This window comes from Acidovorax sp. GW821-FHT10A04 (genome assembly GCF_059415825.1).
In genome coordinates this window covers 192,530-218,583 of the sequence record NZ_JBWKNZ010000009.1, presented here as the reverse complement: position 1 = coordinate 218,583, position 26,054 = coordinate 192,530, and the positions used below count along the sequence as shown (strand labels likewise).

18 protein-coding genes and 1 tRNA gene are annotated in these 26,054 nt (G+C 69.4%); 16 read left to right on the top strand and 3 right to left on the bottom strand.

Annotated elements, in window-relative coordinates:
- Positions 1 to 4 precede the first annotated feature (4 nt).
- The 3 genes from AC07PF_RS19985 to AC07PF_RS19975 all read left to right on the top strand — a co-directional run bounded on the left by AC07PF_RS19985 (position 5) and on the right by AC07PF_RS19975 (position 2,968).
- Positions 5 to 811, top strand: a complete 807-nt coding sequence (locus tag AC07PF_RS19985; protein WP_494612975.1) for a citryl-CoA lyase — start codon at positions 5 to 7, stop codon at positions 809 to 811.
- Complete coding sequence (locus tag AC07PF_RS19980) at positions 808 to 1,764, top strand: Bug family tripartite tricarboxylate transporter substrate binding protein (RefSeq protein WP_494612974.1); 957 nt, start codon at positions 808 to 810, stop codon at positions 1,762 to 1,764. Before AC07PF_RS19985 ends, AC07PF_RS19980 begins: the two co-directional genes overlap by 4 nt.
- Before the next feature lie 220 nt (positions 1,765 to 1,984).
- Entirely contained in the window at positions 1,985 to 2,968 is a 984-nt protein-coding gene (locus AC07PF_RS19975; RefSeq protein ID WP_145696796.1) for a tripartite tricarboxylate transporter substrate-binding protein, read from the top strand.
- Between the two features lie 30 nt (positions 2,969 to 2,998).
- On the opposite strand, the gene AC07PF_RS19970 is transcribed toward AC07PF_RS19975, so the two are convergent.
- Together AC07PF_RS19970 and AC07PF_RS19965 are read right to left on the bottom strand one after the other, a co-directional pair.
- Positions 2,999 to 3,151 carry a hypothetical protein gene (locus tag AC07PF_RS19970; RefSeq protein WP_494612973.1) on the bottom strand — a complete coding sequence of 51 codons (153 nt, stop codon included), beginning with the start codon at positions 3,149 to 3,151 and terminating at the stop codon, positions 2,999 to 3,001.
- Positions 3,152 to 3,308: 157 nt separating this feature from the next.
- Complete coding sequence (locus tag AC07PF_RS19965) at positions 3,309 to 5,765, bottom strand: UvrD-helicase domain-containing protein (RefSeq protein ID WP_494612972.1); 2,457 nt, start codon at positions 5,763 to 5,765, stop codon at positions 3,309 to 3,311.
- Positions 5,766 to 5,796: 31 nt separating this feature from the next.
- On the opposite strand from AC07PF_RS19965, the gene AC07PF_RS19960 reads away from it, so the two are divergent.
- The gene (locus AC07PF_RS19960) at positions 5,797 to 6,513 is read left to right on the top strand and encodes a hypothetical protein (protein ID WP_145696791.1); all 717 of its coding nucleotides are present in this window, start codon (positions 5,797 to 5,799) and stop codon (positions 6,511 to 6,513) included.
- Between the two features lie 228 nt (positions 6,514 to 6,741).
- On the top strand, positions 6,742 to 7,719 hold the full coding sequence (locus tag AC07PF_RS19955) for a GMP reductase (protein ID WP_007850242.1): 978 nt from the start codon (positions 6,742 to 6,744) through the stop codon (positions 7,717 to 7,719).
- A gap of 33 nt (positions 7,720 to 7,752) precedes the next feature.
- On the opposite strand, the gene AC07PF_RS19950 is transcribed toward AC07PF_RS19955, so the two are convergent.
- Positions 7,753 to 8,649: an alpha/beta hydrolase gene (locus AC07PF_RS19950; RefSeq protein WP_007850244.1), complete on the bottom strand. Its 897-nt coding sequence runs from the start codon at positions 8,647 to 8,649 to the stop codon at positions 7,753 to 7,755.
- A gap of 133 nt (positions 8,650 to 8,782) precedes the next feature.
- Between AC07PF_RS19950 and AC07PF_RS19945 the strand changes: the two genes are divergently transcribed.
- From AC07PF_RS19945 to AC07PF_RS19895, 11 genes are all read left to right on the top strand, one after another.
- Entirely contained in the window at positions 8,783 to 9,670 is an 888-nt protein-coding gene (locus AC07PF_RS19945) for an NAD(P)-dependent oxidoreductase (RefSeq protein ID WP_007850247.1), read from the top strand.
- An 89-nt stretch (positions 9,671 to 9,759) separates the two neighbouring features.
- Positions 9,760 to 9,835, top strand: a tRNA-Lys gene (locus tag AC07PF_RS19940).
- Between the two features lie 467 nt (positions 9,836 to 10,302).
- On the top strand, positions 10,303 to 12,693 hold the full coding sequence (gene bcsB, locus AC07PF_RS19935; RefSeq protein WP_494612971.1) for a cellulose biosynthesis cyclic di-GMP-binding regulatory protein BcsB: 2,391 nt from the start codon (positions 10,303 to 10,305) through the stop codon (positions 12,691 to 12,693).
- Positions 12,686 to 13,834 (top strand): cellulose synthase complex periplasmic endoglucanase BcsZ, encoded by a 1,149-nt coding sequence (gene bcsZ / locus AC07PF_RS19930; RefSeq protein ID WP_007850252.1) that lies wholly within the window; start codon positions 12,686 to 12,688, stop codon positions 13,832 to 13,834. Before bcsB ends, bcsZ begins: the two co-directional genes overlap by 8 nt.
- 5 nt (positions 13,835 to 13,839) lie before the next feature.
- The gene (locus AC07PF_RS19925; RefSeq protein WP_494612970.1) at positions 13,840 to 17,736 is read left to right on the top strand and encodes a cellulose synthase subunit BcsC-related outer membrane protein; all 3,897 of its coding nucleotides are present in this window, start codon (positions 13,840 to 13,842) and stop codon (positions 17,734 to 17,736) included.
- A gap of 1 nt (position 17,737) precedes the next feature.
- Positions 17,738 to 19,555, top strand: coding sequence for a cellulose biosynthesis protein BcsE (bcsE, locus tag AC07PF_RS19920; protein ID WP_494612969.1), 1,818 nt, complete (start codon positions 17,738 to 17,740; stop codon positions 19,553 to 19,555).
- Entirely contained in the window at positions 19,552 to 19,725 is a 174-nt protein-coding gene (locus AC07PF_RS19915) for a hypothetical protein (protein ID WP_158279146.1), read from the top strand. The genes bcsE and AC07PF_RS19915 overlap by 4 nt, the downstream gene beginning before the upstream one ends.
- A 25-nt stretch (positions 19,726 to 19,750) precedes the next feature.
- Complete coding sequence (gene bcsQ, locus AC07PF_RS19910; protein ID WP_494612968.1) at positions 19,751 to 20,542, top strand: cellulose biosynthesis protein BcsQ; 792 nt, start codon at positions 19,751 to 19,753, stop codon at positions 20,540 to 20,542.
- The gene (bcsA, locus tag AC07PF_RS19905) at positions 20,539 to 23,049 is read left to right on the top strand and encodes a UDP-forming cellulose synthase catalytic subunit (RefSeq protein WP_494612967.1); all 2,511 of its coding nucleotides are present in this window, start codon (positions 20,539 to 20,541) and stop codon (positions 23,047 to 23,049) included. Before bcsQ ends, bcsA begins: the two co-directional genes overlap by 4 nt.
- On the top strand, positions 23,046 to 24,617 hold the full coding sequence (gene bcsG / locus AC07PF_RS19900; RefSeq protein ID WP_494612966.1) for a cellulose biosynthesis protein BcsG: 1,572 nt from the start codon (positions 23,046 to 23,048) through the stop codon (positions 24,615 to 24,617). Before bcsA ends, bcsG begins: the two co-directional genes overlap by 4 nt.
- A gap of 177 nt (positions 24,618 to 24,794) precedes the next feature.
- Positions 24,795 to 26,027 (top strand): multidrug effflux MFS transporter, encoded by a 1,233-nt coding sequence (locus AC07PF_RS19895; protein WP_007858455.1) that lies wholly within the window; start codon positions 24,795 to 24,797, stop codon positions 26,025 to 26,027.
- Positions 26,028 to 26,054 lie beyond the last annotated feature (27 nt).

Below are 26,054 nucleotides of genomic sequence, written 5' to 3'. Positions count from 1 at the left end.
ACCCATGAAAATCGGAAAATCCACCGTCCCGCGCACGGCCATCTGCACCTCCAACGAGCACACCATCGTCGTGCGTGGCGAGGACCTGTGCAACAACCTGATCGGCCACCTGTCGTTCGCCGACTACTTCTTTTTGCTGCTCACCGGCCGCCGGCCCGATGCGGCCTGCAGCGCGGTGCTCAACGCCACCCTGGTGGCGATTGCCGAGCACGGCCTGGTGCCCAGCGTGCAGGCCAGCCGCATGACCTTTGCCGCAGCGCCCGATGCGCTGCAGGGTGCGGTGGCGGCCGGCATCCTGGGCTGCGGCTCGGTGATCCTGGGCGCCTCCGAAACGGCGGGCCGCATGTTCGCCGACGTGGCGGCGCGGGTCGATGCCGGCGCCACGCTCGACGATGCCGCCACGGCGGTCGTCACCGAGCTCAAGGCCGCGCGCCGCTCCATCCCGGGCTATGGCCACCCGCTGCACAAGGAGGTGGACCCGCGCGTGGGCCGGCTCATCGCCGTGGCCACCGAAGCGGGCGCCGACCTGCGCTACGTGCAGATCGCCCAGGCCCTGGAAAAGGTGATCCCCGCCATCGTCGGCAAGGAGCTGCGCCTGAACGTCTCGGCTGCGATCCCCGCGGTGCTGATGGGGGTGGGCTTCCCCGTGGCCTCGCTGCGCGGCGTGCCCATCCTGGCGCGCACGGCGGGTCTGATTGCCCACCTGGCCGAGGAGGCCGAGACGCCGAGCGGCTTTGCCCTGTCCTACCAGGCCACGCGCGAGCTGCAGTACGAGGGCAGCGTGCCCGACGGCTTCGGGGAGGCGCCATGAAGCGCCGCCGGATCCTTGTTACCGCCACCACTCTGGCGCTGCTGGCCGCTGGTGCCAGCGCCCAGGGCAATAGCCGCCCCCTCAAGCTGGTCGTGCCCTTTGCGGCCGGCACCTCGACCGATATCGTGGGCCGCGTACTGGCCGAAGCCCTGGGCCGCCAGCTCGGGCAGACGGTGATCGTGGAGAACAAACCCGGTGCGGGCGGCACCATCGGCAGCGAGATGGTGGCGCGTGCGGGCGCCGATGCCAACACCCTGCTCATGGGCACCGTGGGCACGCATGCCATCAATCCCACGCTGTACAAGAAGCTGCCCTACCAGCCGCTGCGCGACTTCGTGCCGCTGGGCTTTGCCGGCGCCACGCCCACCCTGCTGGTGGTGCCGGCCAGCGCGCCCTGGAAGGGCGTGGCCGACCTGCGCCAGGCCAGCGGCAAGGCGGTGAGCTTTGCTTCGGCGGGCAACGGTACCTCGGGCCACCTGGCGGGCGAGACGCTCAACATCCGCCTGGCCAAAGACTTCGTGCATGTACCCTACCGCGACGGTGCGCAAGCGCTCACCGAGCTCATGGGTGGCAACGTGCAGTTCATGTTCTACCACCCGGCCGCCGTGCTGCCCCACATCCGTGCGGGCAAGCTGCGCGCGCTGGGCGCATCGAGCGCGAAGCGCAGCGCGGCCGCCCCCGACGTGCCCACGCTGGCAGAACAGGGCGTGGCGGACTTCGACCTGGTCGCCTGGTTCATGCTGTATGCGCCCACTTCCATGCCGGCCGCGCAGCGCGACCAGCTGCGCGATGCCACGCAGGCCGTGCTGGCCCAGGCCGAGGTGCGCGACAAGCTCGCTGCCCAGGGCATCGAGCCGGCCGCGATGAATGCCGCCGAGATGGCTGCCTTCGGCACGGCCGAAATCGCCAAGTGGGGCGAGGCGGTGAAACGCTCCGGTGCCCAGGTCGACTGACCCCAGTCCCAGCCATGAATCCCCCACCCCACAGCCCGCCCGGATCGGGGGCGGCTCTGGCGCAGCCATGCCCGGTCCGAAAGGAGTGACGCCATCGATTGACCGAGGGACGGAGCTATCCACACGGTGCGGTGCACGCCATGGCGGCAAAGCACCGCAGGTATTCCAAGCAAGCAGACCACACAAGCGGGCACGACTGACCCGCAACAGGAGACAAGCAATGCGCAGAACGATGATGATCAAGACCCTGCTGGGCCTGGCCAGCGGCATGCTGCTGGCCACCAGCGCCGGCACCGCCCTGGCCCAGGGGGCCGAGTGGCCGAACAAACCCATCAAGATCCTGGTGGGCTTCGCGCCCGGCACGCCGCCGGACATCTTTGCCCGCATGTACGGCGACTACATGGGCAAGAGGCTCGGCGTGCCCGTGGTGATCGACAACCGCCCCGGCACGGCGGGCAACCTGGCGTCGGACACGGTGGCCAAGTCGCCGGCGGATGGCTACACCTTCGTGTACAACCTGTCCACGGCCTTCACCATCAACCCCTACATCTACAGCAAGCTGCCCTTCGACCCCGACAAGGACCTGGTGCCCGTGGCCACCACCATGCGCCAGGGCCTGGTGCTGATCGCCACCAACAAGTTCCCGGCCAAGACCGTCAAGGACCTGGTGGCGGCGGCCAAGGCCAAGCCGGGCACCTACTCGCACGCCTCCTATGGTGCGGGCAGCCCTTCGCAGCTGATCGTGGAGTCGCTCAAGGACGAGGTCGGCATCGACATGCTGCACGTGCCCTACCGCGCCAGCCCCATCGCCGACCTGGTGGGCGGCCAGGTGGACACGCTGATGGAGCCCATCGCCACCGGCTACCAGCTCATCAGCAGCGGCAAGGTGCAGGCGCTCGCCTATTCGGGCCCCACGCGCCACCCTGCCCTGCCGGACGTGCCCACGCTGTCGGAGGTGATGCCCGGCTTCTCGATGATGTCCTGGCACGGCATCTGGGCGCCGGCGGCCACGCCCCAGCCCATCCTGACCCGCTTCAACGCGCTGATGGTGGAGGCGAGCAAGGACCCCGACCTGTCGCGCCGCATCAAGGAGCTGCACAGCGAGCCCCTGGGCGTGACACGCACCGAAATGGCCGCCATGGTGCGCCGCGATGCGGAGATCTACAGCCGCGTGGTCAAGGCGCGCAACATCAAGGTGGACTGAGCGAACACCGGCGACCGCGGCGAAGCGCTGCTACTGCGCAGGCGCGGGGGCCGGTGCAGCGGCAGGGGCCGGCGCCTCCTGGGCCTTGGGCTTGGGCACCTTGTCGCAGCCGGCCAGGGCCAGCGCCAGCACACAGGTGCCGGCCAAGACCGCGCAGGACATGGGGGATGGATGGCGGAGCATGGGCAGGTCCTCCTGGCCGTCAGATCAGAGGGCCTGCGCCGGACGGCGCGGGTGCAGGCCGCTGGGACTCCCATTCTTCAGGCGCCAACACGCGCTGTCTGTCAGAAAAAGGCGCCAACCGCCGGCCAGCAAGGCCCGTGGCGGCGGCGCCGCTCCTTCAATCGACGATGGTCAGCTTGGCCACCGACAGCGCCAGCCACTTGGTGCCATGGCGCGGAAAATTCACCTGCGCGCGCGCATCGTCACCCGTGCCTTCGAGTGCCAGCACCTTGCCTTCGCCGAACTTGGTGTGGAACACCGCGATGCCCGCACGCAGGCCGTGCGATGGCTGCGCCTTCTGTACAGGCACCGGGGGGCTGGCGAAATGCTCGCTGCGCACGGCACCGAAGCCGCCCCGGTCCCGCTGGGCGAAGGGGTTGCCGCCCCCGGCATTCGGCGCAAAGCTGCCGAAGCCCTGCTGCTTGGGCGTGATCCACTTGAGCGCGGACTCGGGCAGCTCGTCGAAGAAGCGGCTCTTGATGTTGTAGCGCGTTTGGCCGTGCAGCATGCGCGTCTGCGAATGGCTCAGGTACAGGCGCTTGCGCGCGCGGGTGATGGCCACGTACATCAGGCGGCGCTCTTCTTCCAGGCCCTCGCGCTCGTTGGCCGAGTTCTCGTGCGGGAACAGGCCCTCTTCCATGCCGCCGATGAAGACACCGTCGAACTCCAGGCCCTTGCTCGCGTGCACGGTCATCAGCTGAACGGCGTCCTGCCCGGCCTGGGCCTGGTTGTCGCCGGCCTCGAGCGCCGCATGGGTCAAAAAGGCGGCCAGGGGCGACAGCGTCTCGCCCGTGTCGGCGTCGACGATGCCGGCCACGGTGGGCAGGGCTTCGTCGGTCACCGGCGCATTCGGGTCGAGGCCCTGGCTGGCGGGGCTTTGCGTGAGGCGGTCGTTGCGCAGTTCGTCCACCGGCAGGGCCACGGCATCGCGGCCAAAGCCTTCCTGGGTGACGAAGCTCTCGGCCGCGTTGACCAGTTCCTCCAGGTTCTCGATGCGGTCGGCGCCTTCCTTCTCGGCGCGGAAATGCTCCACCAGGCCCGAGGATTGCAGCATGGTCTCGATGATCTTGCGCAGGTTCATGCCCTCGGTCTGCTCGCGCAGCACGTCGACCATGGCGACGAAGGCCGAGAGGTTGGCCCCCGCCTTGCCGGGCACGGCGCTCACGCCGTCGTGCAGCGAGCAGCCGGCCGCGCGCGCAGCGTCCTGCAGCACCTCGATGCTGCGCGCGCCGATGCCGCGCGGCGGGAAGTTGACCACGCGCAAAAAGCTGGTGTCGTCGTGCGGGTTCTCCAGCAGGCGCAGGTAGGCCAGCGCATGCTTGATTTCCGCGCGCTCGAAGAAGCGCAGGCCGCCATACACGCGGTAGGGCACGCTGGCGTTGAACAGGGCCGATTCGATCACCCGGCTTTGCGCATTGCTGCGGTAGAGCACGGCGATCTCCTTGCGCTCGAAGCCATCGCTCTTCACCAGTTGCTTGATCTCGTCCACCATCCACTGCGCTTCGGCCAGGTCGGTGGTGGACTCGTACACGCGCACCGGCTCGCCCGGGCCCTGCGTGGTGCGCAGGTTCTTGCCCAGGCGCCGGCTGTTGTGGCTGATCAGGGCGTTGGCCGAGTCGAGGATATTGCTGTAGCTGCGGTAGTTCTGCTCCAGCTTGATCTGCTGCTGCACGTCGAACTCGCGCACGAAATCGGCCATGTTGCCCACGCGCGCACCGCGAAAGGCGTAGATGCTCTGGTCATCGTCGCCCACCGCGATCACGCTGCCGCGCGCCTCGAAGCGCCCGCCGGCGTCATTGCCCGCCAGTTGCTTGAGCCAGGCGTACTGCAGCTTGTTGGTGTCCTGGAACTCGTCCACCAGGATGTGCGCGAAGCGGCGCTGGTAGTGCTCGCGGATGGGGTCGTTGTCGCGCAGCAGCTCGTAGCTGCGCAGCATCAGCTCGCCGAAGTCGACCACGCCCTCGCGCTGGCACTGCTCTTCGTAGAGTTGGTAGACCTCGACCTTCTTGCGCGTGTCGCTGTCGTGGGCCTGCACGTCGCCGGGGCGCATGCCCTCTTCCTTGCAGCCCGAGATGAAGTAGGCGAGCTGCTTGGGCGGGAAGCGCTCGTCGTCCACGTTGTGCTGCTTGCACAGGCGCTTGACGGCCGAGAGCTGGTCCTGCGTGTCCAGGATCTGGAACGACTGCGGCAGGCCGGCGGCCTTGTGGTGCGCGCGCAGCAGCCGGTTGCACAGGCCGTGGAAGGTGCCGATCCACATGCCGCGCACGTTCACGGGCAACATGGCCGACAGCCGCGCCACCATTTCCTTGGCGGCCTTGTTGGTGAAGGTCACGGCCAGGATGCCGCCGGGCGTGGTGTAGCCGTTCTGCAGCAGCCAGGCGATGCGGGTGGTGAGCACCCGGGTCTTGCCCGAGCCGGCACCCGCCAGGATGAGCGCATGGCCCGCCGGCAGGGTGACGGCGGCGAGTTGCTCGGGGTTGAGATTGGCCAGCAGGGGCGGCGCAGCGGAGGGGGCGGCGGGCGTGGAGGGCTCCAGGGGCTCGGGCGCACCCGGAAACAGGTCTTGTGGGAACATGGGGGCATTGTAGAAAGCGCCACCGCCTGCCATGAAAAACATTGCCCTTGCCGCAGCCATGCTGCTGGCCCTGCATGCCCCCCACCTCGCAGCCCAGTCGAGCTGCAGCAGCGACGGCGTAGCCCGCCCCGCGGCGCTGTTCGAACGTTTCGTGAGCGCCGACTGCGAAAGCTGCTGGGCCGACAAGGCCACGCCGGCCCCCTCGGCCCCTGGCACCCTGGTGCTCGACTGGATCGTGCCCGGCACGCAAGGCGACAACGCCCCGCTGTCGGCGGCCGCCACGCGCGATGCGCTGGCGCGGCTGGCGGCCCTGGGCCGCACGGCCCCCACGGCCACGGACGTGAACACCGCGCCCGTGCAGGGCGTGCAGGGCAGCCGGCTGCGCGTGTCGCACGGGCCGGCGTTCAACGACTACCTGGGCGCCTCCATCGCCTTCTCCCCGGTGCCGACGCGGGGAGCAAGCCCTGCGGCAGGGCCCGATGCGGGCGGTTTCTACCTGCTGCTGGTGGAATCCATCCCTGCCGGCACCGAGGGATCCCCCGTGGCCCGCAACCTGGTGCGCAACGTCTACCAGCGCTCCCTGGACAACCCGCACACCCTGTCCAGGGGCGAACGCTCGGGCTGGCGCGACTCGCGGCCCATCTACATCCCCGAAGGCGCCAAGACCGACCGCCTGCGCCTGGTCGGCTGGGTGCAGGACAAGGACGGTCGCATCATCGACGCGGCGCAGTCGCGCTGCGTGCCTTAGAAGCTTTGCCCTATTGAAGGGATAACAGTAGGGATATACCGGCGCCCGCTGGCGCGGGTAGAATCAATCACCGGGCCCAAGTTTCTTGCAGCCCGGTTTTTTTGTGCCTGCGCACAGCAGGGTTCGCGGCGGCCAGCACGGCCGCAGCCACGGAACCGGTCTCCAAGCCAAGCGCCCACCGCCGTGGAAATTGTTTTGCGGCGTCCTTTTATGGAGCTTGGAAATCTCATGGAAATCTTCGACTACGACAATGTCCTCTTGCTGCCGCGCAAGTGCCGGGTGGAAAGCCGCTCGGAATGCGATGCCGGCGTGGAGCTGGGCGGGCGCACCTTCCGCCTGCCGGTCGTACCGGCCAACATGAAGACGGTGGTGGACGAGAGCATCTGCACCTGGATGGCGCAGAACGGCTATTTCTACGTCATGCACCGCTTCGACCTCGACAACGTGCAGTTCGTGCGCGACATGCACGCCAAGGGCTGCTACGCCTCGATCTCGCTGGGCGTGAAGCAACCCGACTACGACACGGTGGACCAGCTGGCCGCCGCAGGCATCACGCCCGAGTACGTGACCATCGACATCGCGCACGGCCATGCCGACAGCGTGAAGAACATGATCGGCTACCTCAAGTCCAAGCTGCCCGCGGCCTTCGTGATCGCCGGCAACGTGGCCACGCCCGAAGCGGTGATCGACCTCGAAAACTGGGGTGCCGACGCCACCAAGGTGGGCGTGGGCCCGGGCAAGGTCTGCATCACCAAGCTCAAGACGGGCTTCGGCACCGGTGGCTGGCAGCTGTCGGCGCTCAAGTGGTGCGCGCGCGTGGCCACCAAGCCCATCATTGCCGACGGCGGCATCCGCAGCCATGGAGACATCGCCAAGAGCATCCGCTTCGGCGCCAGCATGGTGATGATCGGCTCGCTCTTCGCCGGCCATGAGGAATCGCCCGGCAACACCGTGGAGGTCGATGGTGCGCTGTTCAAGGAGTACTACGGTTCGGCCAGCGACTTCAACAAGGGCGAGTACAAGCACGTCGAGGGCAAGCGCATCCTCGAGCCCATCAAGGGCAAGCTGGCGGGCACCCTGGTCGAGATGGAGCAGGACGTGCAAAGCTCCATCAGCTACGCCGGCGGCAAGAAGCTCATGGACATCCGCAAGGTGAACTACGTGATCCTGGGCGGCGACAACGCGGGCGAACACCTGCTGATGTAATCGCGCCCGGTCTTCGCAGGGCCTGGGACAGCTTCAGGCCCGCAGGAGAATCAAGGCCATGTGGTGCACATCGTGCCCGGGCCTGGCCAACGCATCGACGATGCTGAAGTGGTTCAGGCCTTCCTGCACCTGGCAGCGCGGCACGGCGTGCGAGCCCCAGGCGTCCTGCACCAGCCGCGCCTGGCGGATGAACTCCGGGCTTTCATCGCCGCCCACGGCACAGTACAGCATGCCCTGGCCGGGCGCCTGCAGGCGTGCCGGGCTGTACTGCAGCACCTGCTGCTCCGTGAGCTTGAGCGTCTCCTGCAGGAACGGGGTGTGCATCAGCGGATCGAGGTCGTGCAGGCCCGAGACCGACAGCGCGCTGCGCACCGCGCCATCGGGCAGGTTGCCGATCAGGGGCCAGACGCTGGTGAGCAGCATGGCCGCCAGTTGCCCACCCGCCGAATGCCCCGCCACCGTGATGCGCTGTGGATCGCCGCCATAGCGCCCAATGTTCTGCCAGATCCAGGCGATGGCCTTTTCCATCTGCCGCATGATCTGGGGAATGCCGACCGGTGCCTCCGGTGTACCGGGGCACAGCGCGTAGTTGACCACCACCACGCAGACGCCTTCGCGGTTGAAGGCCGGCGCAATGAAGGAGTGGTCCGACTTGTCGAGCGCGCGCCAGTAGCCGCCATGGATGAAGACCAGCACCGGGGCCCCCTTGCCGGACCCGGGCGGCAGCTGGGTGGTCGGGAAGACATCCAGGGTCTCGCGCGTGCCCTTGCCATAGGCCAGGTCGGGCACGCAGGGGTGGTCGGCACGCACCTGGGCCGACTCCTGGGCCCAGCGGGCGAAGTAGTTCACGTGCTCGGGCACCAGCGCCCGGTTGTTGTACATCAGCTCCAGCCAGGCGGGGTCGTGCGGGGTTTTGGTGTCCAGGGCCATGGGTAGGTTCTCCTCGTCCTCTGGCGCCACATCATCCCGGCAAGTGGCGCCGACTGCAAGCCCGATGACAGGCTGGCAGCGCGAAAACCGCCGATGATGGCGGCAGAGACAACCGCACCAGGAGACAGAGACCATGCACAACACCCCTCCCCTGCGCACCACCGTCCTGGGCATCGGCATGATGGGAGCGCCCATGGCACGCCGGCTGCGCGCTGCCGGCCACGAGGTCCACGCCTGGAACCGCACGCGCGAGGCGGCCGAACCGCTTGCCGCCTCGGGCATCACCGTCCACTCCGACGTGCGCGATGCCGTGGCCGGCGCGGACGTGGTGATCAGCCTGCTCGCCAACGGCCCCGTGGTGGGCCAGGTGCTGTTCGAGCGCGGAGCAGCGCAGGCCCTGCGCCGGGATGCGCTGTTCATCGACATGGCCTCCATCCAGCCACGCGAGGCACGCGACCATGCGGCGCGCCTGGGCGAGATGGGCATCGCCCACCTCGACGCCCCGGTCTCCGGCGGCACCGTGGGCGCCGAGAACGGTACCCTGGCCATCATGGCCGGGGGCCGGCCAGAGGACTATGCGCGCGCCCAGCCCATTTTTGCGGCGTTTGGCCGGGCCACCCATGTGGGGCCGCACGGCGCGGGCCAGCTCGCCAAGCTGGCCAACCAGATGATCGTGGGCATCACCATCGGCGCCGTGGCCGAGGCGCTGCTCTTCGCCGCCAAGGGCGGGGCCGACATGGCCAAGGTGCGCGAGGCCATCAGTGGCGGCTTTGCCGACAGCCGCATCCTGCAACTGCATGGCCAGCGCATGGTGGAGCGCAACTTCGCCCCCCAGGGCCGCATGACGGTGCAGCTCAAGGACATGCGCAACGCCCTGGCCACGGCCGGCGAGATCGGCTTCGACGCGCCTATCACGGCACTCTTCGAGGCCTTGTATGCCGAGGGCGTGGAGCATGGCCTGGGCGAGCTGGACCACAGCGGCCTGTTCGTGGAACTGGCCAGCCGCAACGCGATGCAATGAAACTTTTTTTGCCGCGACTTGCCAACACCGAAAAAACTGGTGCATAATTCGAGGCTCTGCAGCAACGCAGACAGATCATTAAAAGATTTGGGTTCTTAGCTCAGTTGGTAGAGCAGCGGACTCTTAATCCGTAGGTCGAGTGTTCGAGTCACTCAGGACCCACCAAATCTAAGCCGCAAGGCACATGAAGCCGATACTACTGAAGTGGTATCGGCTTTTTTGTTGGCGCTGCGCTCCTGTGCAGTGGATGACGCCAGCGCCCCACGCACACCCGGGGCCTGCGCCCTCCCCCATTTGCCTGCCACCGGCCGTCCACCCGCACACCCTGGTGCACGCGTGCAATCTGCACGCCTTGCGCGTGACCGCGCCGCCGTCCCGAGCCCCCTTTGGTTCCCGACAAAAGCCAGCGTGAATTCCGCGCGACAGGATTTTCCGCGGAAATTGCATCCAGAAGGCATCTTCCAGCGTATCCCTGCGCAAGGCCCTTAATGCCGCCGCGTTTAATTGCAAACTAGTGTCTTTCGGTATTCCATAGCCAAAATGTATCGATACACTTTGTCATACAAATGACATCGTCGGCAGGCACGTCGCGGGCGTCTTCATCACCATCACGCCAGAACCCTTCAAGCATTGTGAATTCTCGACACACCACCCGAACAGTTCCCCTGCTGGCTGCGCTGATGGCCCTGGGCCTGGTCTCTGCGCCCCTTCCCACGGCCAACGCCCAGACGGCGCCTGCCAAGGAATCGACCGCCAAGGAGCGGGCCAAGGCACGCGCGGCCCGCGCCGCAGCGGCGTCGGCTGCCGCGCCCGACAGCGCTGCGCCGGCCACCGCCACCGCCGCCCCTGCAGCCGCAGCGCCCGCCCTGCCCCTGCGCCAGTGGAAGACCAGCCTCAAGGACCTGGGCCTGGCGCGCCCCATCGCCCTGCGCGGCGTGGAGAGCGAAGCCAGCGTCGGCGTGGGTGTGCGGCGTGACGAAGTGGTGGAGGCCGCGCGGCTGCGCCTGACCTTCACGCTGTCGCCGGCGCTGATCCCGAACCTGTCGCACCTCAAGCTCATCCTCAACGACGAGACGCTGCAGACCATCGTGCTCGACAAGGAACGCCTGGGCACGCCGCAGACGGTCGAGCTCAACATCGACCCGCGCTACTTCACCGACTACAACCGCTTTCGTTTCCAGTTCATCGGCCACTACACGATGGAGTGCGAGGCGCCCAACCATTCGAGCCTGTGGGCCACCATCAGCAACGAGAGCCAGCTGGACCTGTCGCTGCGCCAGATCCCGCTGCGCGATGACCTGGCGCTGCTGCCCGCACCGTTCTTCGACCCGCGCGACAACCGGCCGGTGAACCTGCCCTTCGTGTACGGCAGCAAGCCCAGCACGGGCACGCTCAAGGCCTCGGGCTCGATCGCCAGCTGGATCGGCATGCTCGCCGGCTACCGCGGCAACCAGTTCCCGGCGTTCGAGAACCAGCTGCCGCGCCAGCACGCCGTGGTGCTGGCCACCAACGACAACCGCCCCGCCTTCCTGCAGGCGATGGCACCGGTCACCGAGCCTACGCTCTCGGTCGTACCCCACCCCGACGTTCCGGGCGCCAAGCTGCTGCTGGTGCTGGGCAAGGACGATGCGCAGGTGCAGATGGCCGCCGATGCGCTGGCCCTGGGCAAGGCCGTGCTGTCGGGCCAGACCATCGCCGTCAAGTCGCTCGACTACCCCGAACTGGCCAAGCCCTACGATGCCCCGCGCTGGATCACCACCAAGCGCCCGGTGCGCCTGGCCGAACTGGTGCAGAGCGCGGCCGACCTGCAGCTGCGCGGCTCGGTGCTCAACGACACGGTGAACGTCTACACGCGCATGGCGCCCGACCTGTTCACCTGGAACGCCAAGGGCGTGCCGCTGGACCTGACCTACCGCTACACGCCCAACAGCGTGTCGGACCACGGCGCGCTGAATATCTCGATCAACAACCAGTTCATCCAGTCCTACCCGCTGCAGTCGCGCGAAGACCGCACCAGTGGCAAGAGCACGGTGATGCTGCCGCTGTTCGACGACGGCAATGCGCAAACGCGCTCGGACCTGAAGATCCCGGCCTTCATGATCGGCGGCGACAACCAGCTGCAGTTCGCCTTCCAGATCCCGCCCAACGACCTGGGCCGCTGCCGCTCGGCGCCGCCCACGGAGCTGTACGCGGCCATCGACCCACAGTCGACCATCGACCTCACGGCCTTCCGCCACTACCTGGCCATGCCCAACCTGGCGGCCTATGCCAACAGCGGCTTCCCCTTCACGCGGGTGCCCGATCTGGCGCAGACCTCGATCATCCTGCCCAACCAGCCGACCACCTCGGACGTGGAGGTCTTCCTCACGGCCGTGGGCCGCATGAGCGCCTCCACCGGCTACCCCGGCACGCGCTTCAAGCTGCTGCGGGCGTCCGAAGCCGACAAGGCCGCCGACACCGACATCCTCGTGATCTCCCAGGCCGACAGCGACGGTCTGCTGCAGAAATGGCAGAGCCACCTGCCGGCCCTGCTGGCTGCCGGGGCACGCTCGGTACAGCCGCTGGAGCGCGCCATGGGCTCCTTCATCGACCTGTTCAACCTCGAATCCAACCAGCGCCTGTCGGCCTCGGGTGGCCAGGCCATCCTGCAGGGCAATGGCCCGCTGGCCGCCGTCACGGGCTTCGAATCCCCGCTCTCGGCCGGGCGCAGCGTGGTGGCCCTCACGGCCACCGACAAGGACGCCATGGCCCTCTTGAGCCTGGGCCTCAACGATGCGGGCAAGATCAAGAGCCTGCGCGGCGACCTGGGCCTGATGCGCGGCGATGCCATCGAGAGCTTCCGCATCAAGCCCGTGTACTACGTGGGTGACCTGCCCTGGTGGCAGCGCCTGTGGTTCCACATGCACAGCCACCCGCTGCTGCTGGCCCTGGTGGGCATCGGCACCGGCCTGCTGCTGACCTTCATCGTCTATGCCGCGCTGCGCAGCATGGCCCGGCGCCGACTGGCGGCACGCAATGACTGATTCCCTTCGACGCCGCACTGCGCTGCAGGCCACGGCCGGTGCAGCCCTGCTGTCCTGCCTGCCGGCCGCAAGGGCCCAGCAGGCCGCCGGCCGCGCCACCTGGCCCGCCTGGGACGCGTTCAAGGCCCAGTTCATCAACGAAGGCGGCCGTGTGGTCTCCGATGACGATGGGGGCGGCCAGACCTATTCCGAGGGCCAGGGCTATGCGCTGTTCTTCGCGCTGGTGGCCAACGACCGCCCGATGTTCGACAAGCTGCTGCGCTGGACCGAGAACAACCTGTGTGCCGGCGACATGACGGCGCGCCTGCCCGCCTGGCTCTGGGGCAAGCGCCCCGATGGCACCTGGGGCGTGATCGACGCCAACGCCGCCTCCGACGCTGACCTGTGGATTGCCTACGCGCTGGGCGAAGCCGGCCGCCTGTGGAACGAGCGCAGCTACCGCGCCCTGTCGTCCCTGCTGGCAGCGCGCGTGCTGCGCGAAGAGACCGCCGACATCCCGGGCCTGGGCCCCACGCTGCTGCCCGCGCCCAAGGGCTTCGTGCAGGCCAATGGCCGCTGGCGCCTGAACCCGAGCTACATGCCCATGCACCTGATGCACTGGCTGGCCGCCGGCGACCTGGACCCGCAGTGGAAGCCGCTGGTGGACAGCTCGCTCAAGGTCATCCGCGGTTCGTCGCCCAAGGGCTTCACGCCCGACTGGACGGTGTACGACGCCAAGCAGGGTTTCCTCCTCGATACCGAGGGCAAGGAAAAGGGCCAGGGCACCTACAACGCCATCCGCGTCTACCTCTGGGCCGGCATGATGCACGCCGACGCGCCGGGCCGCAGGGCGCTGCTCGACACCCTGGCGCCCATGGCCCGCTACGTGCGCGAGCAGGGCTATCCGCCCGAATCCATCGACATCCTGACCGGGCAGGCCTCGGGCCCGGCGCCCTCGGGCTTTTCGGCCGCGATGCTGCCCTTCCTGCGCGCCGCGGGCGACGACAAGGCCCTGCAATCGCAGCGCATGCGCCTGGAGGCGCGTCCGCTGCGGCCCACGGCCTACTACGAGCAGGTGCTGGCCCTCTTCGGCCAGGGTGCGTTCGACGGGCAATACCGTTTCACGGCGGCGGGCCAGCTCATCGCGCGGTGGAAACCGTGACCCCCATGCCCCGCCGGACCCGCCAGTGGCTGCCCTCGCTCACCTTGCTGGCCGCCGCCTGCCTTCCCGCCAGCCACGGCGTGCTGGCCAGCGCACCGCCCGCGATCGAAGCCGAGCTGCTCAGCGGTGCCCGCCTGTGGGCGTCCAAGAACCGCCCCGACATGGCGCGCCAGCTGGTGGACAAGCTGCTGGCCATGGACCCCTACTCCCCCCAGGGCCTGGGCACCCTCGGTGACCTGGCCCTGCGCGAGAAGAAGACCGACGAGGCCAAGCGCATCCTGGAGACGCTGCGCACCCGCCACCCCCAGCACAAGGTGACCCAGGAACTCGAGACCCTGGTGCGCGTGTACGGCCCCGACCGCGAAAAGCTCTCGCAGATGCGCCTGATGGCGCGCGCCGGCCGCAAGGCCGAGGCCGCCGACCTGGCGCGCGAGCTGTTCCCGCAGGGCCCGCCCGAGCTCGGCGGCCTGGCCCTCGAATACCACCAGATCCTGGGCTCGGGCGCCAAGGGCGGCGGCGAGTCCGCGCGCCAGCTGGGCAAGCTCTACCAGGAGACGGGCGAGTCGCGCTACCGCCTGGCGCAGCTCGAGATGCGCATGTACGGTGGCGAGAACCCCAGCGCCGTGGTGCAGGAGATCGAGGCCCTGGCCAAGCAGCCGGACGTGAATGCCCAGCAGCTGCAGGACCTGTGGCGCCGCGCCGTGGACCGGCTGCCCAATACCGCCGGCAACATGCCGCACGTGCGCGCCTTCCTGCAGCGCTACCCCGCCGACCAGGCCATGGTGGACCGCCTGGCCGCGATGCAGCAGGCCGTGGAACGCGCGGAGCGCGCCGCCCGCGACCCGGCCAACATCGCGCGCAATGCCGCGCGCCTGGCCCTTGACCAGGGCAACACCGAGCGCGCCGAAGAGCAGCTGCAGACCGTGCTCGCGCTGCGCCCCGGCGATGGCGAGAGCCTGGGCAACCTGGGCATGATCCGCCTGCGCCAGGGCCAGCATGGAGAGGCCCAGGACCTGTTCGGCCAGGCCTTCGCGCTCACCCGCCAGGGCAAGTGGAAGGACCTGCAGGCCACGGCCCGGTTCTGGGGCTACCTGCGCCAGGCCGACGTGGCGCTGGAAAAGAACGAACTGGCCACGGCCGCTGACTTGGCGGGCCGGGCCCTGGCCATGCAGCCGAACAATGCCGAGGCGCTAACCACCCTGGCCAGCATCCGCGACCTGCAGGGCGAGCGCAGCCAGGCCGAGGCTCTCTACCAGAGCGCGATCAAGGCCGAGGCCAACAGCAGCTCGGCCTTGAAGGGCCTGGCCGGGCTGTACGCGCGCACGGGCCGCTCGGGCGAAGCCCTGGTGCTGCTCGAGAAGGCCTCCGCCAGCGACACGGCGCTGGGTGAAAAACTGCTGGGCACGCAGGCCGACATCCTCGGCGCCCAGGCCGACGAGCACCTGCAGGCCCAGCGCCTGAGCGCCGCCATGCGCACGCTGGAGTCGGCCGTGCTGCTCACGCCCGACGACGCCTGGCTGCGCCACCGCCTGGCACGGCTGTACCTGCGCCTGAACCTGCCGCGCGAGGCCCTGAGCGTGATGGACGACGGCATCGCCCGGACCACGGTGGTGGGCGCCGACCGCAGCGCCATGCACTATGCACGCGCCCTGGTGCGCTCGGCGGTGGACAACGACCAGGGCGCCCTTGCCGACCTGGCGCAGATCCCCGCGGCCGAGCAGACCGATTCCATGCAGGCCCTGGCGCAGCGCTCCACGGTCAAGTCGCTGGTGGCCCAGGGCGGCGCCAGCCGCAGCCCCGCAGAGGCCCAGGCCCTGCTCGACAAGGCCGAGCAGGCGGCGGGCAACGATGCCGAGCTGCTGTATTCCGTGGCCAACACCTGGTTCCGCCGTGCGCAGCCGGCCCGCGGCGTGGCCGTGTTCGACCGACTGGCCGCGCGCAGCGCTGCGCTGCCGATGGACGTGCAGCTCGACCACGCCCTGCTGCTCAACCGCGCGCAGGACGACGTGGGCCTGGCCGCCCGCCTGCCGGCCCTGCTGCAGTCGCCCGGCTGGAGCGCCGAGCAGGAGGCGCGGCTCATCGCCCTGTACACCGCGCACCGCGAGCGGCTCATCGAACAGCAGCGCCAGGCCGGCCGCCTCGGCGAAGCCCTGCGCCTGGCGCGCCAGCCCCTGCAACTGCCCGACACGCCCGCCACCGCCCCGCAGCGCACGCAGACGCAGGCGCGCCTGCTCATGGCCGCCGGCGAGTACGCCGATGCCGCCCAGCTGCTGGCCCCGCTGGCCAAGGCCCAGCCCGACAGCGTGGAGATCCGCATGAACCTGGCGGATGCGCTGTCACGCCTGGGCGATGCACGCGGCGCCACCGGACACGCCCAGTGGCTGCAGGACCACCTGCCGGCCACCGACGCCGCCCAGCAGCTGGCGCTGCTGCGCATCTGGCAGCGCGCCGGCCGCATGGACGAGGCGCGTGCGCTGTCCGCACGGCTGCTGCAGGACTTTCCGCAGGACAGCGACGTGCTGCTGCACGCCGCGCGCCTGGAGCGCGCCAACCGCAACTATGCCCAGGCCCTGGTGTTCTTCCGCAGCGCGCTCACGCTGGAGACACGTGGCGCCGCCGCACCGGCGGCAGAGACGGCCCCGGGCGAGCCCACCGAAGCCGAGGCACCGCTGAAGCTGCAGCAGAGCTACGCGCTCTCGCTGCCCGTGGACGCCGCCGTGGTGGCCAAGATCCAGGGCGAGATCGATGCCATCGAGGCCCGCCGCCAGGTGTGGATCGAGGCGGCCCACACGGGCCTGCGCAAGAACTCCACCGATGGCATCTCCAGCCTGCGCGGCTGGGAGCGGCCCGTGGTGGCCTGGATGCCGCGCGGCTACGACGGCCACTACTTCCTGCACGTGGACCGGGTCAAGCTCGACGCCGGCGAGCTGCCGGCCGACGGTTCGGACTTCACGGACTTCGGCCAGATCGCGGCGCTGCCGCCCAATTCGCCCCTGGCCTACCGGCGCCAGCGCGGCACGGGCACCAACCTGGGCTTCGGTTTCGTGGGCGATGACTTCCAATGGGACATCGGCACCACGGGCGTGGGTTTTCCCGTGACCAACCTGGTGGGGGGCCTCGCCAGGACCGGTGAGCTGGGCCGCTACCGCTACAAGCTCGAAGGGTTCCGCCGTCCGATCACGGGCAGCCTGCTCTCCTATGCCGGCGCGCGCGATCCCATCACCGGCCAGGTCTGGGGCGGTGTGGTGGCCACAGGCGCCTCCGGGCGGCTGTCGACCGACTTCGGCCCCTACAGCAGCTCGGTGAGCCTGAACCTGGCGGCCCTCACGGGCAAGAGCGTGGAGACCAACACCCGTGCCCAGCTGCGCGTGGCCGTGGACCGCGACGTCTGGAAGGGCGACACCAGCGTAGTCAACCTGGGCGTGACCTTCTCGGCCTGGCACTACGGCAAGGACCTGTCGGAGTACAGCTTCGGCCATGGCGGCTACTACAGCCCGCGCAGCTATGCGTCCGTCGCGCTGCCCCTGGAGTGGAGTGGCCGCAAGGGTGCGCTCACCTGGCTGGCTCGGGGTGCCATCTCGGTCTCGCGCAGCAGCAGCGGCGACACCGACTACTTCCCGCAGAACGCGCTGCTGCAATCGCTGGCGCGCGCGCGCCTGGCCGAAAGCGGCAGCGTGCCGGTGTACACGGGCAGCTCGGGCTCGGGGTTCGGCCGTTCGTTCCGGGGCGCACTGGAGTACCAGGTCACCAGGAACCTCTCCCTGGGCGCCCAGCTGGAGCTGGACCGCTCGGCCTACTACGCACCCACCAACCTCATGGTCTACGGCCGCTACCACTTCGACCCGGTGCTCGTGCCGCTGGAGAACCGCCCGCGCCCGGTGCAGCCCTATTCGAGTTTCTGACATGTCCTCCGCTTCCTCTTCCCCGCGCAAGAGCGCGCCACCCGCAGGGCTGGTGCGCTCCGCGCTGCGCTGGCTGCGCCCTGCATCCCGCAAGGATGCAGCCGCCGGCGCCACGCCGACGCGCATCGGCATCGAAGGCCTGCCCGATGGCGTGGGCCTGGTGCCGCCCCATGTGCCGGTGTCGCTGGTGGCGGCCGACGACAGCAGCGCCGCGCTGTGGTTTCCGGCCCTGATCGAGGACGCCGTCGCGGCCGGCCCGGTGGCCCTGGTCGCCTCGAGCGCGGCGTGGACCGACGGGCTGCTGCAACGCCCCGCACTGCAGGCGGCCTACCGCGCCGGGCGCCTGCAGCTGTGGCTGCTCGCGCCCGGCCTGCAGGCCGAGGTGCGGCGCCATGGCCTTGCCCCCCTGGTCGAAGAACTCGAGCGCACCGGCCTGCAGCCCGGGCACGCGCTGTACGTCTGCGACGCCCAGGGCCTGCTCAGCGGCCTGAGCGTGACCGAGCTTGCGCGGGTGAGCCGCCAGCTCAGCGCCCTGTGCCGCGAGCGCCTGCGCCCGGTGGTGCTGGGCTTCTTCCCGCCGCTGGAGCCCGAGGTGCTGCTGCCCGCGCTGCGCAACCTGTGCCAGATGTCCATGCACATCGCCACGCTGCGCGCCGAGGCCGACCGCTGGAGCCTGGGCCTGGAGCGCTGGAACACGGATGCCGGCGCCCTGTTCCAGACCGCCTTCGGCCTGCTGCACGATGGCGCAAGGGACCGCCTGGCCGCCGACGGCACGCGCACCCGGGGTGCCGTGCGCGAACTGGTCGAGGCGGTGGACCAGTCGGAGGTGATCGCCACGCGCGCCTCGGTCGATGGCCAGCGCGGCGTTCCGGGCCACTGGCGCATCGTGGACAGCCTGGCCGACCTGGAGGTCGCCGCCGCCGCGAGCGTGGCCGCCACGGTGCTGATCGACGCGGGCCAGGCATCGGACTTCGAGGCGCGTGCGCGCCTGGTGCACCAGTTGCGCCTGTCGCGCCCCCTCACGCTCAAGATCGTGGTGCGCGAGAACCTGGGCAAGCTGCGCACACACAGCGAGCAGGCCCTGCTGCAGCTGGGCGCCAGCGCCGTGGTCTACAAGGAAGTGGGCTTCTCCCGGCTGCTGCAGCTGCTGCAGGACATCAACGCCCAGAGCCACACCCGCAAGGTGCATCCCGACTATGAACAGGCGCTGGACAGCTTCATGCCTGCGCGCGAGCGCGGCTACCAGCCACCGGCACAGTTCTGTACCCTGGTGCGCGGCATGCTGGACCGCACCCACGGCATCGGCCTGTCGCACAGCCTGGTGCGGCTGAACGTGCTGGCGCAGATCCCGCACCTCGATGCGCTGCGCGCCTGCCACACCGCGCGCGACGGCGACCTGCTCACGGCCGACCATGAGAGCGTCTACGTCTTCCTGTTCGCCTGCCGCGAGCCCGACGTCGAGCTGGCACTGCACCGCCTGTTCACGCTGCCGCTGACCCAGCTGTTCTCCAGCGAGGCCACGGACAGCTCGGACACCGGCATCCGCGCCATGCTGGCCCCCCTGCACGAATCGGTGCGCAAGGGCCTGCCCGACTACAGCGCCACCCTCGCGGGCAGCCCCCGGCCCGCCACTGCACCGGCCCCGGCGCAGGCGGCATCGGCGGTCACGCCGGCGCTGCCGGCCGCCCCCGGCCTGGCGCCCGAGGCTGCCGGCACCGAATCCCGCCCGCTGCTGCCCCTGGCCGACGGCCCCGCCGTGCAGCACCGGCCCATTGCGCGGCGTGCCGTGCCGCGCCCCTCACCGAGGTCGATGGCATGAAGATCCTGATCGAGTTGCTGCTCTACACCGTGCTGGGCGCGCTGCTGGCCTGGCCGTGCTGGCTGGTGCTGCGCCGCCTGCGGCACGCGCACCGGCCGCTGCGCTGCGTGCAGCCCTACCGCCCCGCGCTGCCGCCGCCTGGCGCGGCGAGCCCGCCGTCCGCGGAATGACCGAACGAATGAAGAGAGATCCTGCATGCGCGTGATTGCCGTCGTATCGCCGCTCGGTGGAACGGGGCGGACCACCCTGACCGCCCACCTGGCCACGCTCCTGGCGCGCCAGGGCCAACCCTGCCTGGCGGTGGAGCTGTGTGCCCAGAACCTTCTTGCCAGGCACCTGGGCATGCACGAGCCCAGCGCCCTGGGCTGGGCCCCCCTGGCAGCGGCAGGCCAGTGGTGGGCCGATGCCGGCTTCGACAACACGGACGGCGTCAGCGTGCTGCCCTTCGGCAAGGTGGCGCCGGAGGCGGTCGACACCCTGCACCGGCAGCTGCAGGTGCAGCCACGCTGGCTGCTGGACCAGCTGGAGCTGCTCGACGTGCCCGACGCCTGCACCGTGGTGCTGGACACGCCGGCCTGGCCGTCCCCCCTGGCACGGGCAGCACTGCGCTGCGCGGATGTTGTGCTGGTGACGCTGGAAGCCTCGGCCCGTGCCTGCGCCGACCCGGACATGGTGCAGGCCCTGCTGTACGAGGCGACAACGGCCGCACCGGCAGACCAGGGCGTGCTGGTGACGCGCTTCGACCCGCGCCGGATCTCGCACCGCGAAGCGCTGCAGAAGCTGCGCCAGCAATGGGGCGAGCGGCTGATCCCTTACACGCTGCACGAAGACGAGAACATCCCGCGCGCGCTTGCGCGCTCGATGAGCGTGGGCAGCTTCGCGCCCCAGGCGCAGTCGGCCCACGACCTGCAAGGCGTGTGCAACTGGCTCACCGGCCAACGCCAGATGCCCCCCTCGATGCTTGCGGCGGGAGCAAGCCGGCCATGACGGGGCAGCCCGAGACCGGCATGGCCCCGCGCGCCGACAGCGCCGCGGCGCGCGGCGCCCGCGCATGGCTGCACCTGGCGTGGCAGTGGCTGGCGCGCCAGCTCGAAGTGGCGCCCGGCGCCCCCTGGTGGATGTGGCTGTGGCGCTGCGTCGTGCTGCCCGCCACGCCGGACCGCGCCCTGCTGCCCTGGCTGCTGCAGCCGCTGCGCTGGCTGTTCGCCGGCCTGGGCTTTGCACTGCGCTGGGGCTGGAAAGGCCTGTCGCTGGCGCTCTTCGCCGTGTTCTGGCCGATCCGGCTGTTCCTGCGCGCCATGGACCGCCTGGCCACCCACGTGAATGTGGACAAGGGCATGCGCCTGGCCGACCGGCTGCTGTCGCCCGCCATGGAGATACCGGGCCTGCGCTGGGTGGTGCTGGCCATCGGCATGGTGGCCGGCCTGGTGGTGATGACCACGCCCTTCAACTGGTTCGGGCAGACCCTGTTCATGCTGCTGTGCTGGAGCCTGTCGCTGGTGCTGCGGCGCCTGCCGGGACGCTACCCGTCGCTGGCGCTGGCGGCCATCAGCCTGCTGGCCATGGGCCGCTATGCCTGGTGGCGCGTGACCTCGTCCATCGAGTTCGACACGGCCATCGAAGCCGTCCTGGGTTACGGCCTGCTGGCAGCCGAGGCCTACACCTGGCTGGTGGTGGTGCTGGGCTTCATCCAGACCGCCTGGCCGCTGCAGCGCCGCCCGGCCGCACTGCAGGGCGTGCCGGCATCGTGGCCCACGGTGGACGTGTACATCCCCACCTACAACGAGCCGCTGAGCGTGGTGCGCACCACGGTGCTGGCCGCCATGGCGCTGGACTGGCCCGAGGACAAGGTCAAGGTCTTCATCCTGGACGACGGCCGGCGCGAGGAATTCCGCGCCTTTGCCGAGTCCATGGGCGTAGGCTACATCGTGCGCCCCGACAACAACCACGCCAAGGCCGGCAACCTGAACCACGCGCTGGGCAAGACCGATGGCGACCTGGTCGCCATCTTCGACTGCGACCACATTCCCACGCGCTCCTTCCTGACCACGGCCGTGGGCTGGTTCCAGCGCGACCCGAAGTGCGCCATGCTGCAGACGCCGCACCACTTCTTCTCGCCCGACCCGTTCGAGCGCAACCTGGGCACCTTCCGCCGCGTGCCCAACGAGGGCGCGCTGTTCTACGGCCTGATCCAGGACGGCAACGACTTCTGGAACGCCACCTTCTTCTGCGGCTCCTGCGCCGTGATCCGCCGCGGCCCGCTGATGGAAGTCGGCGGCATCGCCGTGGAAACGGTGACCGAGGATGCGCACACCGCCCTCAAGTTGCACCGCCGCGGCTACACCACGGCCTACATCAACGAGACCCAGGCCGCCGGCCTGGCCACCGAGAGCCTCTCGGCCCACGTGGGCCAGCGCATCCGCTGGGCGCGCGGCATGGCGCAGATCTTCCGCGTGGACAACCCCTTCCTGGGCAAGGGACTCACGCTGTGGCAGCGCATCTGCTATGCCAACGCCATGGTGCACTTCTTCTTCGGTCTGCCACGGCTGGTGTTCCTTACCGCGCCCATGGCCTTTCTGTTCTTCGAGTGGCACATCATCAACGCGGGCGCCATCATGATCGCGCTGTACGTGCTGCCCTACATCCTGCAGTCGAACATCGCCAACGCCCACGTGCAGGGCGAGCACCGGCACACCTTCTGGGCCGAGGTCTACGAGACGGTGCTGGCCTGGTACGTGGCCCTGCCCACCACGGTGGCCCTGATCAACCCGCGCCTGGGCAAGTTCAACGTCACCGCCAAGGGCGGCCTGGTGGAGCAGCCGTACTTCGACTGGGTGATCTCGCGCCCCTACACGGTGCTGGTGTTGCTGAACTTCGCGGCCTTCGGCTTCGGACTGGGGCGCCTGTTCTTCTGGAACACGGACGAGACCGCCACCGTGCTCATGAACCTGCTGTGGACCACCTACAGCATCCTGATGCTGGGAGCCGCGCTGGGCGTGGCCTCCGAGGCGCGCCAGGTGCGCCGCATGCACCGCGTGGCCACGCAGCTGCAGGCCACGCTGTACCAGGACGACGGCAGCGTGCTGCAGGCGGTGTGCATCGACTTCTCGATGACGGGCCTGGGCCTGCAGATGCCGGCCGGCACACCGCTGACCGTGGGCGACCGGGTCCAGGTAGGCCTGTGGCGCGGCAACACCGAGTGCACCTTCCCCGCCACCATCATGCTGCACCGGGGCCAGGGCGCCACGGGCCTGCAATTCGACCCCATGACCCGCGAACAACAGATCGACCTGGTGCAATGCACCTTCGCGCGCCCGGACACCTGGCGCGAGTGGAACGACAGCCACGACACCGACCGCCCCCTGCACGGCCTGCAGGAAATCGCCCAGCTGGGCGTGCTGGGCTACCGCAAGTTCTGGGAGTCGCTGCTCGAAGCCGCCCGGGCCCGCTGGCCGCTGGGCCGCCAGCGCGGGCAGCAAGGGCTGCGCGCATGAGCTACTGGAACCTGTATTTCCTGGCCAAGGTCGGCCTGTATTTCACGGGCTACATCGGCTTCAGCTGGTGGCTGAACCTGCTGCTGTGGCTGGCCCTGCTGCCGCCCATCGGGCACCGGCTGGCGCGGCGCACGCGCGCCGTGCTGGCCTGGCCCGTGGCGATCGCCCTGCTCTACTACGACTCCTACCTGCCCACGCTGGAGCGGGTGCTCTCCCAGCTCAAGGCCCTGGCCGGCTTCAGCGCCGACTACTGGCTGGAGCTGGCCGGGCGCCTGGTGAGCCCCGCAGCCCTGGTGATGGCCATCGCCGGCCTGTTCCTGTACGGCGCGCTGGCACGCCGCGTGCGCTTTGCCACCTTCGCCCTGGTCGGCATCCTGAGCGTGCCGCTGGTGGCTGCGATCCAGGAACGCAAGGCCGAGGAGAACGCCGCCGGCACCCTGGCCAGCCAGGGCGACGGCACGCAGGCGGCCGATGCCTCGGACCCCGATACCCTGCTGCAGAAGTTCTACGCCAGCGAGGGCCAAAAGCGCCTGCAGTTCACCCCAGCCGCGGGCGGCACGCCGCCCTTCGACCTCATCCTGCTGCACGTGTGCTCGCTGTCCTGGGACGACATGGAATTCGTGGGCCAGCGCAACCACCCGCTGCTCCAGCGTTTCGACATGCTGTTCACCAACTTCAACAGCGCGGCCAGCTACAGCGGCCCGGCATCGCTGCGGGTGCTGCACGGCTCCTGCGGCCAGACGCCGCACAAGAAGCTCTACGAAGGCATCGATCCACAGTGCTATGTGTTCCCCAACCTGGAAAAGCTGGGCTACCAGACGGCGGGCCTGCTGAACCACGATGGCGTGTACGAGGAGTTCGCCCACACGCTGGAGCAGCGCGGGGGCCTGGCCGGCAAGCTGCAGCGCAACCAGGACGCGCCGGTGCACATGCAGAACTTCGATGGCTCGCCGATCTACAACGACCATGCCCTGCTGTCGCAGTGGTGGAAGAAGCGCAGCGCCCAGGCCGGCGGCGCGCCCGTGGCGCTGTACTACAACACCATCTCGCTGCACGATGGCAACCGCGTGCCGGGCATGAGTTCGCGCAGCAGCCTCGACACCTACAAGCCACGCCTGGTGCAGCTGATGGCCGATTTCGACAAGTTCATCTCGGAGCTGGAGAGCGCCGGACGCCCGGTGGTGGTGATGCTGGTGCCCGAGCACGGCGCCTCGCTGCGCGGCGACAAGATCCAGATCTCGGGCATGCGCGAGATCCCGGGCCCGCGCATCACGCTGGTGCCGGCCGCCGTGAAGCTGGTGGGCATGAAGAAGGCCCCCGAGGCGCCGCCGACCGCGCCGCTGGTGGTGAACCAGCCCATGAGCTACCTGGGCCTGTTCACGCTGCTGGGCGACCTGCTGGCCGACAATCCCTACGCGGCAACGGCCCGTCCCCTGGCAGAGCGCCTGCAGGCGCCCGAAACCACGCCCTTCGTCTCGGAGAACGCCGACGTGATCGTGATGCGCAACGCGTCCGGCAAGTACATGATGAAGTCGGGCAACGGAGAGTGGATCCCCTACACCTATTGAAGCCCCGGGGCGCTGCGCGCCCTGGCGACCCGGCCAGATGGCCCCAAGATGGTGCAGGCATTGCGCTGGCGCAGTGCCGGAGCCAGCCGCTTCCCGCATAATCGGTCGAGAAGCCCGCCACGCGTCGGGCCTCTTTCTCGCCCACCCGCGGCACCCCCTCACGAATCCCGCCCCCGCATGAACCCACAAGCCCACCTGCTCTGGAAAGCGCCCCGCTGGGCTTTGGCGGTGCTGCTGGCGGTGCTGGGGATGCTGGGGCCGTTCTCCATCGACACCTATATCCCGGCCTTCTCGGGCATTGCCGCGGCACTGGGCGCCACGCCGGTGGAGATGCAGCAGACGCTCTCGGCCTACCTGTTCGGCTTCGCCTTCATGAGCCTGTTCCACGGTGCGCTGGCCGACAGCTTCGGCCGCAGGCCGGTGATCCTGTGGGGCATCGCGGTGTTCACGCTGGCCTCGGCCGGCTGCGCGCTGTCGCAGACCATCGGGCAACTGGTGCTCTTCCGCGCGCTGCAGGGCCTGTCCACGGGCGCCGGCATCGTGGTCTCGCGCGCGGTGATCCGCGACATGTTCCCGCCCGCCGAGGCGCAAAAGGTGATGAGCCAGGTCACCATCTACTTCGGCGTGGCCCCGGCGATCGCGCCCATCGTCGGCGGCTGGCTGTTCGTGCACACCGGTTGGCACAGCATCTTCTGGTTCCTGACCCTGGTGGGCGTGGCGCTGTGGACCGCCAACTACCGCTTGCTGCCCGAGACGCTGCACGTGGACCAGCGCCAGCCTTTCAACGTGCGCCACCTGGTGCGCGGCTATGTGCAGCTGGGCTCGAGCGCGCGCTTCGTGCTGCTGGCGCTGGCCAGCGGCGTGCCCTTCAACGGCATGTTCCTGTACGTGCTGTCGGCACCGGCGTTCCTCGGGGACCACCTCTCGCTGGCGCCCACGCAGTTCTTCTGGTTCTTCATCCTGACCATCTCGGGCATCATGGGCGGCGCCTGGCTCAGCGGCCGCCTTGCCGGCCGCATACCGCCCAAGCGGCAGATCCGCCACGGCTTTCTGATCATGTTCACGGTGGCGCTGCTCAACCTGGCGGCTAACCTGCTGTTCCCGCCCCATGCCTGGTGGGCGCTGCTGCCGATCGCCGTTTTCTCGTTCGGCTGGGCGCTGATGGTGCCGGTGGTGACGCTGCTGGTGCTGGACCTGCACCCCGAACGCCGGGGCATGGCCTCGTCGATGCAGGCCTTCGTGGGCTCCACGGCCAACGGGCTGGTGGCCGGCGTGATCGCACCGCTGGTGATGCATTCGACCGTTCTACTGGCCCTGTCCTCGCTGCTGATGCTGTGCATCGGCCTGGTGTCGTGGATCTACCTGCACCACCGCTGGCCCGACATCGGCCGCGCTCCCGTCAATTTTTGACCGGCCAGCGCTGCGGCAGCAGGCAAC

What these genes read in the sequence shown, in the direction of transcription:
- AC07PF_RS19925 (WP_494612970.1), top strand. Translation starts at nt 13,840, where the DNA reads ATGCCCCGCCGGACCCGCCAGTGGCTGCCCTCGCTCACCTTGCTGGCC.
- AC07PF_RS19980 (WP_494612974.1), top strand. Translation starts at nt 808, where the DNA reads ATGAAGCGCCGCCGGATCCTTGTTACCGCCACCACTCTGGCGCTGCTG.
- AC07PF_RS19985 (WP_494612975.1), top strand. Translation starts at nt 5, where the DNA reads ATGAAAATCGGAAAATCCACCGTCCCGCGCACGGCCATCTGCACCTCC.
- bcsG (WP_494612966.1), top strand. Translation starts at nt 23,046, where the DNA reads ATGAGCTACTGGAACCTGTATTTCCTGGCCAAGGTCGGCCTGTATTTC.
- AC07PF_RS19895 (WP_007858455.1), top strand. Translation starts at nt 24,795, where the DNA reads ATGAACCCACAAGCCCACCTGCTCTGGAAAGCGCCCCGCTGGGCTTTG.
- AC07PF_RS19915 (WP_158279146.1), top strand. Translation starts at nt 19,552, where the DNA reads ATGAAGATCCTGATCGAGTTGCTGCTCTACACCGTGCTGGGCGCGCTG.
- bcsZ (WP_007850252.1), top strand. Translation starts at nt 12,686, where the DNA reads ATGACTGATTCCCTTCGACGCCGCACTGCGCTGCAGGCCACGGCCGGT.
- AC07PF_RS19965 (WP_494612972.1), bottom strand. Translation starts at nt 5,765, where the DNA reads ATGTTCCCACAAGACCTGTTTCCGGGTGCGCCCGAGCCCCTGGAGCCC.
- bcsA (WP_494612967.1), top strand. Translation starts at nt 20,539, where the DNA reads ATGACGGGGCAGCCCGAGACCGGCATGGCCCCGCGCGCCGACAGCGCC.
- AC07PF_RS19950 (WP_007850244.1), bottom strand. Translation starts at nt 8,649, where the DNA reads ATGGCCCTGGACACCAAAACCCCGCACGACCCCGCCTGGCTGGAGCTG.
- AC07PF_RS19970 (WP_494612973.1), bottom strand. Translation starts at nt 3,151, where the DNA reads ATGCTCCGCCATCCATCCCCCATGTCCTGCGCGGTCTTGGCCGGCACC.
- AC07PF_RS19960 (WP_145696791.1), top strand. Translation starts at nt 5,797, where the DNA reads ATGAAAAACATTGCCCTTGCCGCAGCCATGCTGCTGGCCCTGCATGCC.
- bcsQ (WP_494612968.1), top strand. Translation starts at nt 19,751, where the DNA reads ATGCGCGTGATTGCCGTCGTATCGCCGCTCGGTGGAACGGGGCGGACC.
- AC07PF_RS19945 (WP_007850247.1), top strand. Translation starts at nt 8,783, where the DNA reads ATGCACAACACCCCTCCCCTGCGCACCACCGTCCTGGGCATCGGCATG.
- bcsE (WP_494612969.1), top strand. Translation starts at nt 17,738, where the DNA reads ATGTCCTCCGCTTCCTCTTCCCCGCGCAAGAGCGCGCCACCCGCAGGG.
- AC07PF_RS19955 (WP_007850242.1), top strand. Translation starts at nt 6,742, where the DNA reads ATGGAAATCTTCGACTACGACAATGTCCTCTTGCTGCCGCGCAAGTGC.
- AC07PF_RS19975 (WP_145696796.1), top strand. Translation starts at nt 1,985, where the DNA reads ATGCGCAGAACGATGATGATCAAGACCCTGCTGGGCCTGGCCAGCGGC.